Genomic DNA, 15,614 nt, shown 5'->3' on the forward strand with positions numbered 1-15,614 from the left:
CAGCGGCAAAAGAGCTTCCTGGCGAGACCTCGCAGGAGTGCATACAACGAGGAGACTCACGGACCGCCTGCGGAAAGAGTCCGCCTGCAGTTAAAATCAACATTCAAGTATAACAGAGCCAGAGCCTTGTTTTTAAATCATGATTAGTGAATATTTATTGAACATAATGCCGACAACTATGACCTAAGGAGGGATTATGTTTGTTGCTTATTGAAGTAATAGCGGGCATAATTTTAATCGTTGCATTTCTTCATTTTCACATAACAAAAAGAAAAAATACTTATCAAACAGCCCTGATTGCCCATCAAATGGATATGAGTAAACAGATCAAACAAACGCTGGCAATGGGTCTTTATTTAAGATTTAAAAAAGAACATAAAGATCAGCCTGAAAACTATTCAGCTGCTTTCATTAGGGAAGATCCGTTAGCTTTTGAGTTATTTGTGGCGGAGGCAATCGAAAAAACAAGAGGGGGCACGACCTGGGTATCTCCCCCAAACGGAGATTTTGGGGTTGACTTTGAACACACGATCAAGGAAGGATTATTTTTAGGGCAAGTTAAATGTTGCAAGGAGGATATAGGGTATGAAGCCATTGCCATACTCCATTCCAACATGATCAAGCAAGGAGCCAAAGGGGGATATGTAATCAATATCGGTTCTTTTACCAAGGCCGCCAAAGAATACGCGGAGGGGATAAGTATTGAGCTGATTGACGGAATGAAGCTCGTAGAAATGTGGTTGGAAAGTACTGAGCAAGAAGTAAAAGCGGTTATCCCAACGTACGTATAGTCAGCCCTTTTAATCATTGCAGGTGATGAGAGTATTGGTCAAATAATAGGATCTAGCGCCAGCTTTTTTTCAATAAAGGTCCGTGTGGATGTTATATGATTAATTGGAACGGGGGTTGTGAAAGTCCTTCCGTCATGCACTCGCATGACCTTGTATGAGGGAATGCAAGGATGTCATTCAACTTCTGAGAAAGCGAAGCGACTAAAGGGCAAATTCACACTAGAAGGCTCGCTGAATGAGAAGCAATTTCTCTGATTTCATGCACTTTGATTAGCGAAATAGAAATCGATAGAGAGTATACAAAATTAAAAAAACAGAAAAAAATAAAAATATAATTGAAAATCATTATCGGCCATGCTAAGATGTAATTGAAGATGAAAATTATTCTCAACTTGTGAAAAAATATTAATCAAAAGGACGGTGCTTTTCATGGTTTGGATGTTTGTAACGGCGACAGTTGTGATATATGGAGGCGTAATGAAATATGTAGTCGGCCACGTCGGCAAACCACAAGCACCGCACAATTGATTATAAATTAAATAATAAACTAGAAGAAGGCTATCGAGGCCTTCTTTTTTTCGTATGGGAAAGTTGACGAAAATCGTTTACAATAAAAGAAACTTGCAAATAGCTGAGAAACTTAATATAAGGAGATTTAACAGAATGTCAGTAGCAACTATCCAGCAATCAATGCCCCAAGTGATTTCTAAAACCGTCGGTCTTTTTGAGATTTTTCAACAGGCCGGGGATGAGGAGCGGGCCGGAAAAGCCAAATTATTTTTAAAAAAACTGCATGACGAAGAATTTATCGTGGCTTTTTGCGGCCACTTTTCAGCAGGTAAGTCAACGATGATTAATGAGTTGACTGGTGAGAACTTGCTGCCGTCAAGCCCTATCCCGACAAGCGCTAACCTCGTGAAAATTCACCATGCTCCCGAGGACTTTGCCAAAGTTTATTATAAGGAAAAGCAGCCGTTGCTTTTTAAGGCGCCGTACAACTTTGATAGAGTGAAAGAATTTTGCAAAAATGGAGAGGAAGTAGAAGCGATTGAAATCGGTCATAGCGGATCTAATCTGCCGGCTGAAGTCACTGTAATGGATACGCCAGGTGTTGACTCTACCGATGATGCCCATCGCATTTCAACAGAATCAGCCCTTCACCTCGCAGACATGGTGTTCTACGTAATGGATTACAATCATGTGCAGTCAGAACTGAACTTTATTTATACGAAAGAGCTGCTTGCACATGGGGTTAAGCTTTACCTGATCATTAATCAGATTGATAAGCACCGGGAAGAAGAGCTCTCGTTCGAAGAGTTTAAGCAATCCGTATACACATCCTTTGCTGCTTGGGGAGTAAAACCGGAGAAATTTTTCTTTACGAGTTTAAGAGAACGTTCCCTGCCGGGCAATGACTTTCAGGAAGTGAAGGATCTGATTCAAGAAAGCATGGCTGACAGGGAAAAGCTTGCCCTCCGATCAGCTGAAACAATGATGAATCGTCTTGTCAGCGAACATCTTGCCTGGCTGAAAGAAGCGCAGGCTGAAAAAAAGGAGCAGCTCTTAAATGTGCTTGGTGATCAGTGGGACGAAACAGAGATCGTTGAGAAAGAGCAGCAGGCCAAAGAGCAGCTTGATAGTCGTGATGCTAAAGCACTTGTTCGCCAATGGGAAGAAGAGCGGGAGAAAGTACTGCAAAACGCATATTTAATGCCTGCTTCTACACGCGAGTTAGCCAGAGAGTTTTTAGAAGCCGTACAGCCTGGTTTTAAAGTGGGAATGCTGTTCAGCAAAAAGAAAACGGAAGAAGAACGCCAACGAAGACTGGAACGCTTTCTCTCCGATCTCAAGGAGAAAGCAGAAACGCAGCTTGAATGGCATTTGCGCCAGCAATTAGGCAGTTGGCTTAAATCAAGTGGGCTCAATGATGATGAATTGCAGCTTGAAGCAGAGGAGCTGGCTGTATCAGTGGACGAACAGCTCATTTCTAATACGGTCAAACCGGGGGCAAGAGCTACTGGTGATTATGTTCTTACGTATACAGACGATCTTGCCAGCCAGTTGAAAAAAAATGCACGTAGCTTAACCGAGGAAATAAAAGAAAAAGCAGCGGCTCGTATGGAAACGCGTTTTGCAGCGGAGAGGCAGGAGTTGCAAGCCAGATGGTCTACTTGGCATGAGAAGCTTGAAGCCATCCAGCAGTTAGCCAGCTTAGAAGCAGCAGTGGATAATAGACAGAAGGCGATTCGTCGCCTGTTAGCAGAGGAGCCATTAAGCCTACCTGCACAATATGAAGCGTTCGTTCATCAATGGGCTGAGCAGCAGAATAAAGTAACTGTTTTTAATGAAGATTTAGCAGTTGAGCTTACTGCGGCTCCTGCTGAAAAGAAACCAGAGATAAAAGAAAATGTTTCAGCGCCTGTTGAAAAACCGGCGGCTACTGTAGGAAAGACAGCTGAACGATTGAAGAAAATGAGCGGACAGCTTGCTGGTATACCTGGATTCCAACGTTTTATCGATGGACTCAAACAAAAAGCTGACCGTCTAGAGCAACGAAAATATACGATTGCGTTATTCGGTGCGTTCAGTGCCGGTAAATCTTCATTTGCTAATGCCATGCTCGGTGAAAAAGTATTGCCGGTTTCACCAAATCCAACAACAGCGGCTGTTAACCGTATCCACCCGCCGGATGAGAAAAATCGGCATCGTACAGCTGCTGTTCATTTAAAAACAGAAAAGCAGATGTTGATTGATTTACAGCAATCACTACAATTTTTCAATCAGTCCGTACAGTCGCTTGATGACGCATATAAAGCTATCCCAGGGGTGTTACAAAATAATGGGGGAGAAGGTCGGGAAAACATTCACTTATCTTTCTTGAACGCTTTCTATGAAGGATATAAAGAATACAAAGACCACCTTGGTCAAACGCTTTCTGTAGACCTTCCTGCTTTCCAGGGATTTGTCGCTAATGAAAAGCAAAGCTGCTTCGTCGAGTCTATTGACTTATACTATGATTGTGAGTTTACGCGCCAAGGGGTTACCCTTGTCGATACCCCAGGGGCTGATTCTATCAATGCCCGCCATACAGGGGTAGCCTTTGAGTATATTAAAAACTCAGATGCCATTTTGTTTGTAACGTATTATAACCATGCTTTCTCAAAAGCTGACAGAGAATTTCTTATTCAGCTTGGGCGTGTAAAAGACGCCTTTGAGCTTGATAAAATGTTCTTTATTGTAAATGCCATCGACTTAGCGAGCAGCGATGAAGAAGTAGAGGATGTCATCAATTATGTGAAAGAGCAGCTGCTTCAATATGGCATTCGTTTTCCTCGCATCCACGGTGTGTCCAGTCTGCAGGCGATCCAGGAAATTGAACGGGGAGAACTTGATCATCCTTATTCGAATTTGCGCCCGTTCAAACAAGAGTTCCAGCAATTTCTGGAAGGTGACTTGGCAGAAATGGCGATCCAGTCTGCAGAAGCCGAATGGAATCGTGGATTGGAACAGCTTCGTCAGTTAATCGCAACAGCTAAAGAAAACCGTGAAAACCGGGAGCAGAAAAAAGAAGAGCTCGAAAGCCAGTTGAATGAAATTAGCAGCTATATAAAAAATGAAACAGCTCAAGTCATTAAAAAGCGTATGATACAGGAAATGGACGAACTCGTGTTTTATTTAAAACAGCGTGTCTTCTATCGCTTCTCTGATTTCTTTAAAGAGTCGTTTAATCCGGCATCCCTAAATGGCAGCCGTCCGATTAAACCGGCGCTAAGCGAGGCGATGAAAGAGCTGCTCGAGGCTGTTGGCTATGATTTAGCCCAGGAGATGCGGGCAACCAGCCTGCGTTCTGAAAAGCAGGCTCACAAGCTGCTCGCAGAGAAGTATGAAGCGCTGAAGCTGCATTGCCAATCAATCCAGCCGCAACTACAATTTTCAGCGATGGAGTGGCCGTCAAAGGAAACACCTGAATTTCCTGCTGCTTTTCAGGAAATGGCGCCTGAAGCATTTGGCGATGCTTTGTCTCTATTCAAAAATGCGAAGTCTTTCTTTGAGAAAAATGAAAAGCAGCTGATGCAGGAAGCTCTTCATAACCGTTTGTCAGAGCTTGCTGATAGCTATTTGGCAGCAGAAAAAGAAAAATTAAGCAAATGGGCGCTGGAAGAAGCGGTGGAAGGTATGGATATCATGAAGGAAACAGCAGCTTCTGATGTTGAAGAGCAATTCACTGCTTGGCTGCAAGTATTGAATGCAGCTGAAAATATTGAGGAATGGGAGCATATACTCGTTGAACTTGAGCGACCGTAAAAAAGCGATTGTTAACCATTTTCATGCTTGTGCTACTTGCCGTCACTTTCAGCCAGTGAAAGCAGAAAAAGGCATGCGGTATTATTGTGCTCGGCTGCAGTATGAAACAAAACCCCGTTATCAATTTAATTGCTGGGATCCGAAAGACCAGGTTGTTAAGTTATTGAACAGGAAACTCGACGAGATTAGTAACTCTAATGATGAGTAAAAAGGAGAGGAGAACGTGAAGTATATTCGCTCGATTGACTGGCTAGCAGAGCACTTAAATGATTCGAATATTTGTATTGTGGACTGTCGTTTTCATTTGGCAGATCCTGCTGCTGGTGAAAAAGAATACAATGAAGCACATATTCCCGGTGCCTTTTATGCTCATCTTGATCGACAGTTATCAGGGAAGAAAGGAGCGCATGGCGGACGCCATCCGCTTCCTGATCTGCATGAGTTTCAAAAGACAGCAGAATCTTACGGAATCACAAATGAAACAACCATCATTGCCTATGATAATGGCGATGCCATGTTTGCTGGACGATTTTGGTGGCTGATGTCTTATATCGGCCATCAGCATGTATATATTCTTGATGGTGGTTTTTCGGAATGGAAAAAGCAAGGTCTCCCTATGACGAGTGAAATACCTGCCTCTAAAAGCGGACGTTTATCAATCAGTCTGCAACATGACTGGGCTGTCTCAATCGAAGATGTGAAAAGAGCGGCGCTTGAAAAAGAAGGAGCTGTTTTGATTGATTCGCGGGCACCAGAACGTTATGCGGGGAAAGTAGAGCCGCTTGACCGTGTGCCAGGGCATATCCCTACTGCTGTAAATTACTTCTTTTTAGAAGGCCTTGACGGTTCATGCTGGAAAAGTCCAGAAGAACAAAAAGAACGATTTAAACAATTAGACCCAAATGAACCGGTTATTGTTTATTGCGGATCAGGTGTATCGGCTACTCCAAATATTATTGCATTGAAGCAAGCGGGCTTCCGCGATGTCCGTCTCTATCCCGGAAGCTATAGCGATTGGTCGTCTTATGAGGATTTACCGGTAGAAAAGGAAAAGCAATAAATATAACAGCCGTTCTGTTGCTCACAACAGAGCGGTTTTTGTTTGTTTTTTTCAATGGACAAGCGACTTATGATAAAATAAGAGAGAGGTGACAAAATGAATAAACAAGAACATTTGCTGCTCATAGATGGCATGGCTTTGCTGTTTCGCGCTTTTTTTGCAACAGCGGTAAGCGGCCAATTTATGGTGAATTCCAAGGGGATGCCAACAAATGGTGTTCAGGGATTTATGAAGCACGTACTTACAGCGATTGAATATATGAGACCAACCCATGCAGCTGTATGCTGGGATATGGGGAGCCAAACATTTAGAAATGAATTGTTTTCTGATTATAAGTCGAATCGGCAGGCACCTCCTGTTGAACTCCAGCCGCAATTTGACTTAGCCAAAGAAGTAGCAGCCTCTTTTTTGCTACCTAATATTGGCGTAAGGGGTTACGAGGCTGATGATTGCATCGGCACAATTGCCAAACGAGAGCACAAAGAACGGCGGGTGACAATTTTAAGCGGAGACAAAGATCTTTTGCAACTGCTTGACCACAATATTGAAGTAACGCTCTTGCAAAAAGGCTTTGGAAATTATTTAACGTATACAGCTGAGAGTTTTGCAGATCAGTTTGCCATTACTCCAAAGCAATTTATTGACGTGAAGGCGCTAATGGGTGATCCGAGTGATGGATATCCAGGTGTTAAGGGAATCGGCGAAAAAACAGCCTTTAAGCTTGTACGGGAGTTTGGCACCATTGAGGGGATTCTTTCAAATATTGAACAGCTCACTCCTTCACAACAGAAGAAGATAACAGAGGGAGTGGACATGCTCCAACTGTCGCGGCAGCTGGCGGAAATTGATTGCCATGTCCCGCTAGTTTGGGATATTAAAGAAGCAGACTGGACAGGAATTGAAAGAGGGGCAGAGGTCGCAGTGGAAGAACTAGAATTAAAAGTGGTACGCCGCCATGTGGCACAAATGAAAGCTGCAGCTGCCTATGCAGAGACAGCAGATCCGTTTGCATAACATTCAAGGTGGGAACTTAAGTGGAGAAAGAACAGACGCTGGCAGATTATTTGCTCAAGCTGGAGGAAAAAGGATTTCGGTTTTCTGACGAGGTGATTGCTTTTATTTATTTTGGCAAGAGGTCCACCAATGCTTCAGACCTATTGGTCATAGCAGGCATAGAGCTTACATTAAAAGTACAGAAGGAATTTGACGGCAGCTTTTTTCTATCCTTATTAGAATGGTTTAAGGAAAAAGGAATAGCAGATCGGCAGACAGCTCTGAGTTTTGCCTATTCTAATGGGTTGCTATCATAAAAAACGTCCGGGTTCTCCGGACGTTTTTTATGATTTATTGGCAGCAGACCTTAAGCTAAGTAATTTTTGGACAGGGATCTCTGCGAGCAGCATGCCAATGAAAATAAAGGCACACCCAGTTAACCCCGCTGCAGTGAGCCGTTCATCAATCCAGAAAAAGGCGGTTAAGGCGCCAAACACTGGCTCCATTGCCAGGAGGAGAACGACCCTTGTCGGTGTTGTATGTTTCTGAGCTGCAGTCTGAACAAAAAATGCAAGAGCTGTCGCTAGAAAAGCAGTAATGAGCAGCGCACTCCAAACAGAAGAGTTAAGCAAATTAGCAGCGGTTAAAGCAGATTGCCAGTCTTCCAGTATAAATCCGCCTAAAAGACACAAAACAGCAACCGTGGTAATTTGTACAGCTGTTAAGGACAATGCAGAAGAAAGCTGAGTGTATATGTCGGTGAAGATGATATGAAAGGCAAACCCAAAGGCGCAGATTAACACAAAAAAGTCACCGATGTTCCAGCCGTCGGCTCCGCCAGCTGTTAGCAAATAAAGACCGCCCGCAGCGGTAACAGAACCAATTGCCGCCCCTGGTGCAGGCTTCTTTTTCAAAAGAATAAGAGAAAGAAGCGGCACGAGCACAACGCTTAAGCCGGTAATAAAGCCTGTTTTAGAAACTGTTGTATATAAAAGGCCGATCGTTTGAAAAGCATAGCCGATGGCTAGACAAATACCGAGTATAATGCCGTACTTCCATGTTTTTATCGTAAGTCCGGCCATCTTCTTCCGAAGAAAGATTATCAGGAAAAGCAGGAGAGCAGCGCATAAAAAGCGAATACCGTTGAATAATAAAGGCGGTAACAGATCGATCGCTTGTTGAACAATGACGAAAGTCACTCCCCAAATGAGGGCCACAAACAATAAGGAAAGTTCAGCCGCCCATCTCATGACTTTTCGACACCTTTATTTTGTCTGACTGCCTCACGGGCAAGGCCATCCGCGCGATTTTCTTTGCTAGGGATCCACTTGACGAAGAAGAGCGGAAACTCTTTTGATAGTGAAAGGATTTCTTGCAGCAGCGGTTGATAGAGTTTTTTATGTATATATTCTTTTTCAATTGCCTGAACGACTGTCTGAGAATCGCTGCGCAAAGAAATGGTCGCTGCTTGTCTTTCTTTTAATAGCTTTAATGCTTGAATGACGGCCAGAAACTCCGCTTCATGTGTATCTCTTATACCAAGAGGGAATGAATAGCGGTCAACACGACTGCCCTCTTTAATGAAAACACCCGCTCCCGCCCAGCCGGGAGAACCAGTGCTGGCTCCATCTGTATACACTTCAAACAATCGAATTCCCCCCCCTTGTTTAGCTTCATACCAATAAATTTTACGGAAAAAACAAACAATTTGCAATAAGAAAAGCGAAGCCGCCTGTCCTGGGGTGACAAGCATAAGGCGAAATGGTGGAGTGGCGTGGTTCAGCCACATAACCAGGTCGACTTATGACCTCGAGCCCCAAGGAGGCGGAGCTGGACAAAGAAAAGCGAAGCCGCCTGTCCTGGGGCGACAAGCATAAGGCGAAATGGTGGAGTGGCGTGGTTCAGCCACATAACCAGGTCGACTGATGACCTCGAGCCCAAGGAGGGACGTTCCACTAGTTCCTGGTTTCCGCTCATAAAAAATATGACTGACAAATGGAGCTTCGTTCAGCCATCGATTCGTGATTATTTAGGAAAACGTTTAGCGATATAGCCAAATGGGGTATCCAATAACGCTATAATCCATTTTAAAGCACAGGTTGAAAGGAAAATCTGTACCCAAACATCTAGTGGGAAAGCACCGAGAAAGGCGATGCTCGTAAAAACAAGAGTATCCAGCAGCTGGCTGATCATCGTGCTGCCGTTGTTACGAATCCAAAATTGTGAATCTGTCGGAAACTTTTTCTTTAAATAAGAAAAGATATATACATCGGCAAATTGGCTCACTAAATAGGCGGCAAGACTTCCAACAGCAATGCGGGGCAATAAACTAAACAACTGGCTCATAGGCTCCTGAGCAAAATCTGATGGTCCTGGCTTAAAAAGAAGAACCATTTGCATGATCATTGTCATCATGACTAGCGTAAAAAAGCCGAGCCACACTGCTTTTTTTGCATCTTCTTTCCCATAGCGTTCATTGAGCAAATCCGTGGCCAGAAAGGCGGTCCCATACATCGTGTTGCCAAGGGTAGCGGTTAAGCCGAACACTTCAATAGTCTTCACTACTTGAAGATTAGCCAGTATGGTGGCGACACCAACCCATGTAAACAATCCTGTACGCCCAAATAGTCGATACATGGCTAAAAATATAGTAAAGTTAATGATAATAAATATAAAGCCAAACCATTCATTGAACATACAAAACCTCCTGTGATATGAAAGAAATAGCGGAAAAATGTCTGTCTTTATTCTTGTGTTTGAGCATAACGTACATTATACAAAAACATGAAAATTGGTCAAGAAGAAAGCGGGGATCAATATGAAAATGAAAATTAAGTGGCAATATGAATTTAAAGGCAGGAAAACAGAATTTGAATCAGAGTGGCTAAGCAAAGACCTGGTGCTGCCCATTGTTGAAGATTTAAATAAAACAGGGAGAATGAAAAATGCTACAGTTACTGATGAGCTCTTAAATGAATGGACAGTGAAGGAATTCACTAAACTAAACAAGCAGCTTGATGAGGCACCAGGTGAAGTAGAAGTGTATTTTGACGGCGGTTTTGACAGAGAAAACCAAATAGCCGGCATTGGGATTGCTGTTTACTATAAAAAGAATGGAGAAGATTGGCGCTATCGGATAAATGAAAAGCTTCTCCAATTGGAGTCCAATAACGAAGCGGAATATGCAGCCCTTTATAAGGCCATTGAACTGCTTGAAGAAATCGGCGTCAAACAAGTACCGGTTACAATTACAGGGGATTCTCATGTAGTCTTGAAACAGCTGTCAGGGGAATGGCCTTGCTTTGATGAAACATTAAATAAATGGCTTGATCGGATTGAACACAAGATGCAATCGCTTCATTTGTCACCGCTTTACAAACCGGTAGACAGAAGGCAAAATAAAGAAGCGGACAAACTGGCGAACCAAGCACTGCAGGGAAATTTCGTCAGCAGCCATTCCGTGATTTCTTAAGCAAAAGCTGTATAGAAAGGTGTGACTTACTTGGAAAGAAAACAGCTTATGGCAGAGGTAGAGGAGATTCTACAAACATATTGCGATGGATGCCTGCTCAAGGTGACATTTCGAAAGGAAAAGGGGAAAGCATATGCCCATAAGTTTTGTATCACTAAATGCACAGTAGGGGAACAGCTGAGAAAATGTGGAGAACAGCTGCTTAAATAAAAATAAAAAGCCGGCAAGATTTGCCGGCTTTATGAGTTCAATTATAGTTTTACAACGTTAGCTGCTTGAGGTCCACGGTTTCCTTCTACGATTTCAAAAGAAACTTCTTGACCTTCTTCTAAGGATTTGTATCCGTCGCCTTCGATTGCAGTGAAGTGAACGAATACATCGTCTCCGCCTTCTACTTCGATAAATCCAAAGCCTTTTTCATTGTTAAACCATTTTACTTTACCGTTTTGCATATTAATGAATCCTCCTAAATCTTCGAAACACATCTTATCTATATGTGCCCAAATCAAAATATTCATTACAAACAGAAAAAACTGTTTATAATACGTATAATATACCGGAAAAAGTAAAATTAGTCAAGGAAGGGAAAGGGGAAAAAGTCAAAAAATTTCATTGTTCCCTATGAATAGGAAAAGCCCGGTGGCTTGTGCTCAAATCGCTCTTATAGTAAACTTAAAGGGATGAGTATATTCAGGAGGGTCCCGATGCCGACACCAAGCATGGAAGATTACATAGAACAAATTTTTATACTTATAGATAAAAAAGGATACGCCCGTGTGTCTGATATTGCGGAAGCATTATCTGTCCATCCCTCATCTGTAACAAAAATGGTCCAAAAACTGGACAAGGATGAGTACTTAGTATACGAGAGATACCGTGGGCTGGTTTTAACTGCTAAAGGAAAGAAAATTGGCAAACGCCTTGTAGAAAGACATGATTTGCTTGAGGAGTTTTTGCGGATCATCGGCGTGAAAGAAGAACACATTTATGAAGATGTAGAAGGTATTGAACATCATTTAAGCTGGAATTCTATTGACCGCATTGCTGATCTGGTGGATTATTTTAATGAAGATCCGGAAAGAGTTGACATGCTTCACTCTCTGCAAAAAAAACCGTTAGAATAAAAAATTGTCCCGCAAAAGTTTCAGCTGATTGCCGGGACAATTTTTTAATGGTTCTTACTGCCTATATACAAACTGATGCTTTTCGTCTATTATTAAAAAACTAATGAGCCTTCAAACCTACATAGAAGCATAAAAAGGCGAAAATGAAAATAATAAAGATAAAAAGCAGAGTGAGTTGAGAGTGAAATGCAGGGGGAACCAAATTTTTATTCTTTAATGAAGAAGATGGATCAGACGTTAACGCTGGAAATAAAAAAAGAGTTTCCAGGAGCTCGTTGTGTAGGAGGGAAGTATTCGCCCGCTACCCATTCGATTACCCTCTTTAAACAAGACATTGCCATTCAATGCGAAAGGCTTCTTGGATCACTGGAGCAGTTGAAGGAATATGAATGGATTATTTTTGCCCATGAGCTTGGGCATGCATTAGACCAGGAGCTGCCTTCCTTAAGTGCCCGACTGGAAGAAACGAAAAGCGTCGAAGTTTTGGCTCAAATTGAGTTAAATGCCTGGAGGATTGCTGAAGAGCTTATTCCTTTCGTTAATCCCCAATTGTTTACCCGCATCAAAGAAGAGTCGTTGCGTTATTTCTCAAGAAGTCCGCTGATCAGTTCATAAAGTGATCCTTCACGTTCGAATGAAAAGGAAGCCGCCCCTGACCTCAGGAGCGGTTTCATTTATATTGCCGAAAGCTATTCTATTCCCTTACAATGAAAGAAAGCAGGAGGGATGAAAATGGCGGATGTATCGTGGCAAAAAGAAGCGAAAAACCAATGGAATGCGAGAGCAGGCGGGTGGCAAGCTAAAAGTGCCGACATGTGGGAAAATGGCAGCCGTAAAGGAGTCTGTCCTTTCTTTGCCAATTACGTCCCGAAAAACAGCCTTGTGGCCGATCTAGGCTGTGGAGATGGCTATGGCAGTCAAAAGCTGAACCAAGCAGGATACGAAGTAGTTGGAATCGATTTGTCCAATAAAATGGTGGAATTTGCACAAAAATTTGAGACAGAGCGGCTAACTTTTAAGCAAGGTGATTTAGCCAATCTACCTTTTCAAAACGATGAACTCGATGCTGTAATGGCCATTAATTCTTTGGAGTGGACTGAGAATCCCTATCATGTGTTAAAAGAAATTAAACGAGTGCTGAAGCCTTCTGGGAAATTTTGTGCAGCGATATTAGGCCCAACAGCCGGTCCGCGGGAAAACAGCTATAATCGTTTGAGCGGCCAGCCAGTTATTATGAATACAATGATGCCTTGGGAATTTGTCAAGCTCGCACGAGAAAACGGCTTTCAGCCTATAGCAGAAGAATATGTTTATAAAGGCGGCATGACAGAAGCGGCGGTACAGTCTTTTTCCGCTGAATTGAAACAGTCATTGACCTTTTTTACATTATTTATGATGGAGAAAGAATAGGATGTTTGTTTGAACAACAATAAAGAAGGTGTTGATTTGTTTGATCCGACTGCTTTTGATAACATCAAATTCATGATACAAGCCGAAATATATGACCGGGATCTGGCCGGCCTTTTTCACATTCATAACCGTACGGATAAGATGGATCTTGCCAATCTTAGTCGAGAAGCAGCGATCACATTTTCGCTCAAAGAAAACGAGCAACTCAAGGTGTCACTGACCGTTGAAGCAAATCTTGAAAAGTTGGCGGGCGAACTGTTGCCTCTTCCCGGTGCTATTCCGGGCGTGTCGCTGCATATTTTATACAGCGGGACAGAGCAAGATTTGACAGCGGCGGATATGAGCCTTTTAGAAAAAATATGGGGAAAAGAGAGGCGTTATGAACGGAGAAGAATCGAGTCTGATCAAACAGAGACCATGTGTGAGTGGCACGTTTACTTTGAACGAATGATCACGGAAGAGATGATGACAGAGTTTGGTGAGTTAATCAGCTTTATCGCTGATTCGCTGCAAATGATAACAAAAGGCAGTGAATGATTTGCAAATGGGGAGAGAAAGAAAATGAGAGCACTTACTGTGCAAGATATGTCAAAATCGTACGGAGAAAAATTGCTGTTTGACGAGATCACTTTTTCCATTGCCGAAAAAGAACGGGCTGGCTTGATTGGTGTGAATGGCACAGGGAAATCTAGTCTGTTAAAAATCGTCGCAGGAAAAGACATGCCTGACAGCGGGGAGATTGTTTGCCCGAATGATTATACGATTGCTTATTTAGAACAGGAACCGGAAATGAATCCGGAGTTGACTGTAATGGATCAATTATTTTTAAGTGACGCACCAGTGATTCAATTGCTAAAAGAATATGAAAGCACATTAAAACAGCTCGAACAGGATCCACAGGATCAAGAGGTAGCCGAGCAGTTGTTTGAGCTGCAAAAGCAGATGGATGCACTAGGTGCCTGGGAAGCAAACACAAATGCCGAAGCGATTTTAACAAGATTGGGTATCCCTGATTTTAGCCGAAAAATCAGCGAGCTGTCCGGCGGGCAGAAAAAGCGGGTGGCGCTTGCGCAAGTATTGATTGAAACGCCTGATTTGTTAATCCTTGATGAACCAACGAACCATTTAGATTATGAAACGATCCGCTGGCTGGAAGAGTACTTAAGCAAATATTCCGGAGCCGTGCTGCTTGTTACCCATGACCGGTACTTTTTGGATAGAGTGACAAATAGAATGTTCGAGCTTGACCATGGCCGTTTATATACATATAAAGGCAACTATCAGGATTATATTGCTGCCAAGGCAGAGCGTGAGGAACAACAGGCTGCCGAAGAAGACAAACGAAGAAATTTATATCGCCGGGAGCTGGCCTGGATGCGCCGGGGCGCTAAAGCAAGAACAACGAAACAAAAAGCGCGGATTGGCCGCTTTGAACAATTAGAAGGCGCACTCGGTCAAGGGCCAAAAAAAGAGCAGGTTGATTTGTCGGTAAAGGGTAGCCGGCTCGGCAAACAAGTGTTTGAGCTAAGAAATGTTTCTAAATCATTTGATGGCCAAGCGATCCTGAAGGACTTTAACTTGCTCGTAAAACCTGGAGACCGTTTTGGCGTTATTGGAAAAAACGGAAGCGGCAAGTCTACTTTTATGAACTTGCTCGCTGGAAAACTGCCATTTGATTGCGGGGAAATGATAACCGGTCAAACAGTGAAGATTGCTTATTATACACAAGAGCGGACAGACATGGACGAAAATATGCGTATGATTGCTTATATCCGCGAGTCCGCAGAGATTATAACAACAAAGACAGGAGAAAAAATTTCTGCTGCTCAAATGCTTGAGCGTTTTCTTTTTCCTATGCATGCCCATGGTACACCGATTTACAAGCTATCCGGCGGAGAGAAGCGACGCCTTTATTTATTGAAACTGTTAATGACACAGCCAAATGTCTTGCTGCTGGATGAACCAACAAATGATCTGGATACAGAGACGCTGACTGTGCTTGAAGATTACTTGGAGGATTTTCCTGGAGTCGTTATCACCGTGTCCCATGACCGTTACTTCCTGGATAAGACGGCGGATCGGCTGCTTATCTTTGAGGGCGATGGTGTAATCGGATCCTACTATGGTCAGTATAGTGACTATTTAGCCGAACAGGCCATGGCTGAAAAGCTAGAGGAGGCACCCGTTAAAGAGACGAAAGTTGAGCCTGTCAGAGAAAAGCCAAAGAAAAAGCTAAGCTATCATGAACAACGGGAATGGGAAACCATTGAAGAAGAGATTGCTAAAGTAGAAGATCGTATAGTTCAAGCGGACGAAGAATTGGAAGCAGTGGGCAGCGATTTTGAAAAAGCTCAGCAGTTAAGCATGGAACTGGAACAGCTCAATGAAAAGCTGGAGCAGCTCATTGAACGCTGGAGCTATTTATCAGAATTCACGCAGTGAGCAAAAGAAAGCGCCAG

At 43.0% G+C, this 15,614-nt stretch carries 17 protein-coding genes; 13 read left to right on the forward strand and 4 right to left on the reverse strand.

The genetic code is table 11. From position 1 onward, the window contains the following. Positions 1-200: 200 nt before the first annotated feature. The 6 genes from ACH0BF_RS06095 to ACH0BF_RS06120 all read left to right on the forward strand — a co-directional run bounded on the left by ACH0BF_RS06095 (position 201) and on the right by ACH0BF_RS06120 (position 7,466). Positions 201-791: a restriction endonuclease gene (locus tag ACH0BF_RS06095; protein ID WP_406909040.1), complete on the forward strand. Its 591-nt coding sequence runs from the start codon at positions 201-203 to the stop codon at positions 789-791. Between the two features lie 663 nt (positions 792-1,454). Next, positions 1,455-5,096: a dynamin family protein gene (locus ACH0BF_RS06100; protein ID WP_406909042.1), complete on the forward strand. Its 3,642-nt coding sequence runs from the start codon at positions 1,455-1,457 to the stop codon at positions 5,094-5,096. Next, the gene (locus ACH0BF_RS06105) at positions 5,077-5,304 is read left to right on the forward strand and encodes a hypothetical protein (protein ID WP_340853512.1); all 228 of its coding nucleotides are present in this window, start codon (positions 5,077-5,079) and stop codon (positions 5,302-5,304) included. Before ACH0BF_RS06100 ends, ACH0BF_RS06105 begins: the two co-directional genes overlap by 20 nt. Positions 5,305-5,319: 15 nt before the next feature. After that, positions 5,320-6,156, forward strand: a complete 837-nt coding sequence (locus ACH0BF_RS06110; RefSeq protein WP_120032486.1) for a sulfurtransferase — start codon at positions 5,320-5,322, stop codon at positions 6,154-6,156. Between the two features lie 96 nt (positions 6,157-6,252). Next, a complete protein-coding gene (locus ACH0BF_RS06115) occupies positions 6,253-7,170 on the forward strand; it encodes a 5'-3' exonuclease (protein ID WP_340853514.1) in 918 nt (305 codons plus the stop codon). Between the two features lie 20 nt (positions 7,171-7,190). Further along, complete coding sequence (locus tag ACH0BF_RS06120; protein ID WP_340853515.1) at positions 7,191-7,466, forward strand: DUF6123 family protein; 276 nt, start codon at positions 7,191-7,193, stop codon at positions 7,464-7,466. Positions 7,467-7,493: 27 nt separating this feature from the next. Here ACH0BF_RS06120 and ACH0BF_RS06125 read toward each other — a convergent pair whose 3' ends face one another. From ACH0BF_RS06125 to ACH0BF_RS06135, 3 genes are all read right to left on the reverse strand, one after another. Beyond that, entirely contained in the window at positions 7,494-8,399 is a 906-nt protein-coding gene (locus ACH0BF_RS06125; RefSeq protein WP_406909045.1) for a DMT family transporter, read from the reverse strand. After that, on the reverse strand, positions 8,396-8,788 hold the full coding sequence (locus ACH0BF_RS06130; protein WP_406909095.1) for a reverse transcriptase-like protein: 393 nt from the start codon (positions 8,786-8,788) through the stop codon (positions 8,396-8,398). The genes ACH0BF_RS06125 and ACH0BF_RS06130 overlap by 4 nt, the downstream gene beginning before the upstream one ends. A 386-nt stretch (positions 8,789-9,174) precedes the next feature. Then, positions 9,175-9,846, reverse strand: a complete 672-nt coding sequence (locus tag ACH0BF_RS06135; RefSeq protein WP_120032476.1) for a queuosine precursor transporter — start codon at positions 9,844-9,846, stop codon at positions 9,175-9,177. 121 nt (positions 9,847-9,967) lie between these two features. Here ACH0BF_RS06135 and ACH0BF_RS06140 point away from each other — a divergent pair, with 121 nt between their 5' ends. Continuing rightward, complete coding sequence (locus ACH0BF_RS06140) at positions 9,968-10,621, forward strand: reverse transcriptase-like protein (protein WP_406909047.1); 654 nt, start codon at positions 9,968-9,970, stop codon at positions 10,619-10,621. A gap of 21 nt (positions 10,622-10,642) precedes the next feature. Then, a complete protein-coding gene (locus tag ACH0BF_RS06145; protein ID WP_406909049.1) occupies positions 10,643-10,831 on the forward strand; it encodes a zinc-finger domain-containing protein in 189 nt (62 codons plus the stop codon). Between the two features lie 41 nt (positions 10,832-10,872). On the opposite strand, the gene cspD is transcribed toward ACH0BF_RS06145, so the two are convergent. Then, positions 10,873-11,073, reverse strand: coding sequence for a cold-shock protein CspD (gene cspD, locus ACH0BF_RS06150; protein WP_041096853.1), 201 nt, complete (start codon positions 11,071-11,073; stop codon positions 10,873-10,875). Between the two features lie 252 nt (positions 11,074-11,325). Between cspD and mntR the strand changes: the two genes are divergently transcribed. The 5 genes from mntR (at position 11,326) to ACH0BF_RS06175 (ending at position 15,597) form a co-directional block, all read left to right on the forward strand. Continuing rightward, positions 11,326-11,745: a transcriptional regulator MntR gene (gene mntR, locus ACH0BF_RS06155; protein ID WP_340853519.1), complete on the forward strand. Its 420-nt coding sequence runs from the start codon at positions 11,326-11,328 to the stop codon at positions 11,743-11,745. Between the two features lie 186 nt (positions 11,746-11,931). Beyond that, a complete protein-coding gene (locus ACH0BF_RS06160; RefSeq protein WP_182916969.1) occupies positions 11,932-12,360 on the forward strand; it encodes a hypothetical protein in 429 nt (142 codons plus the stop codon). Between the two features lie 117 nt (positions 12,361-12,477). Continuing rightward, a complete protein-coding gene (locus tag ACH0BF_RS06165; RefSeq protein ID WP_340853520.1) occupies positions 12,478-13,155 on the forward strand; it encodes a class I SAM-dependent methyltransferase in 678 nt (225 codons plus the stop codon). A gap of 9 nt (positions 13,156-13,164) precedes the next feature. Then, the gene (locus ACH0BF_RS06170; protein WP_120032466.1) at positions 13,165-13,692 is read left to right on the forward strand and encodes a hypothetical protein; all 528 of its coding nucleotides are present in this window, start codon (positions 13,165-13,167) and stop codon (positions 13,690-13,692) included. A gap of 24 nt (positions 13,693-13,716) precedes the next feature. Beyond that, positions 13,717-15,597, forward strand: a complete 1,881-nt coding sequence (locus ACH0BF_RS06175) for an ABC-F family ATP-binding cassette domain-containing protein (protein ID WP_406909053.1) — start codon at positions 13,717-13,719, stop codon at positions 15,595-15,597. Positions 15,598-15,614: the final 17 nt, after the last annotated feature.

It is taken from the genome of Pseudobacillus sp. 179-B 2D1 NHS, assembly GCF_045370945.1.
Lineage (GTDB): Bacteria > Bacillota > Bacilli > Bacillales > Domibacillaceae > Pseudobacillus.

Excerpts from the sequence above, each read along its gene's own strand:
- ACH0BF_RS06100 (WP_406909042.1), top strand. The coding sequence starts at position 1,455 with ATGTCAGTAGCAACTATCCAGCAATCAATGCCCCAAGTGATTTCTAAA.
- ACH0BF_RS06115 (WP_340853514.1), top strand. The coding sequence starts at position 6,253 with ATGAATAAACAAGAACATTTGCTGCTCATAGATGGCATGGCTTTGCTG.
- ACH0BF_RS06125 (WP_406909045.1), bottom strand. The coding sequence starts at position 8,399 with ATGAGATGGGCGGCTGAACTTTCCTTATTGTTTGTGGCCCTCATTTGG.
- ACH0BF_RS06135 (WP_120032476.1), bottom strand. The coding sequence starts at position 9,846 with ATGTTCAATGAATGGTTTGGCTTTATATTTATTATCATTAACTTTACT.
- ACH0BF_RS06140 (WP_406909047.1), top strand. The coding sequence starts at position 9,968 with ATGAAAATGAAAATTAAGTGGCAATATGAATTTAAAGGCAGGAAAACA.
- cspD (WP_041096853.1), bottom strand. The coding sequence starts at position 11,073 with ATGCAAAACGGTAAAGTAAAATGGTTTAACAATGAAAAAGGCTTTGGA.
- mntR (WP_340853519.1), top strand. The coding sequence starts at position 11,326 with ATGCCGACACCAAGCATGGAAGATTACATAGAACAAATTTTTATACTT.
- ACH0BF_RS06160 (WP_182916969.1), top strand. The coding sequence starts at position 11,932 with ATGCAGGGGGAACCAAATTTTTATTCTTTAATGAAGAAGATGGATCAG.
- ACH0BF_RS06165 (WP_340853520.1), top strand. The coding sequence starts at position 12,478 with ATGGCGGATGTATCGTGGCAAAAAGAAGCGAAAAACCAATGGAATGCG.
- ACH0BF_RS06175 (WP_406909053.1), top strand. The coding sequence starts at position 13,717 with ATGAGAGCACTTACTGTGCAAGATATGTCAAAATCGTACGGAGAAAAA.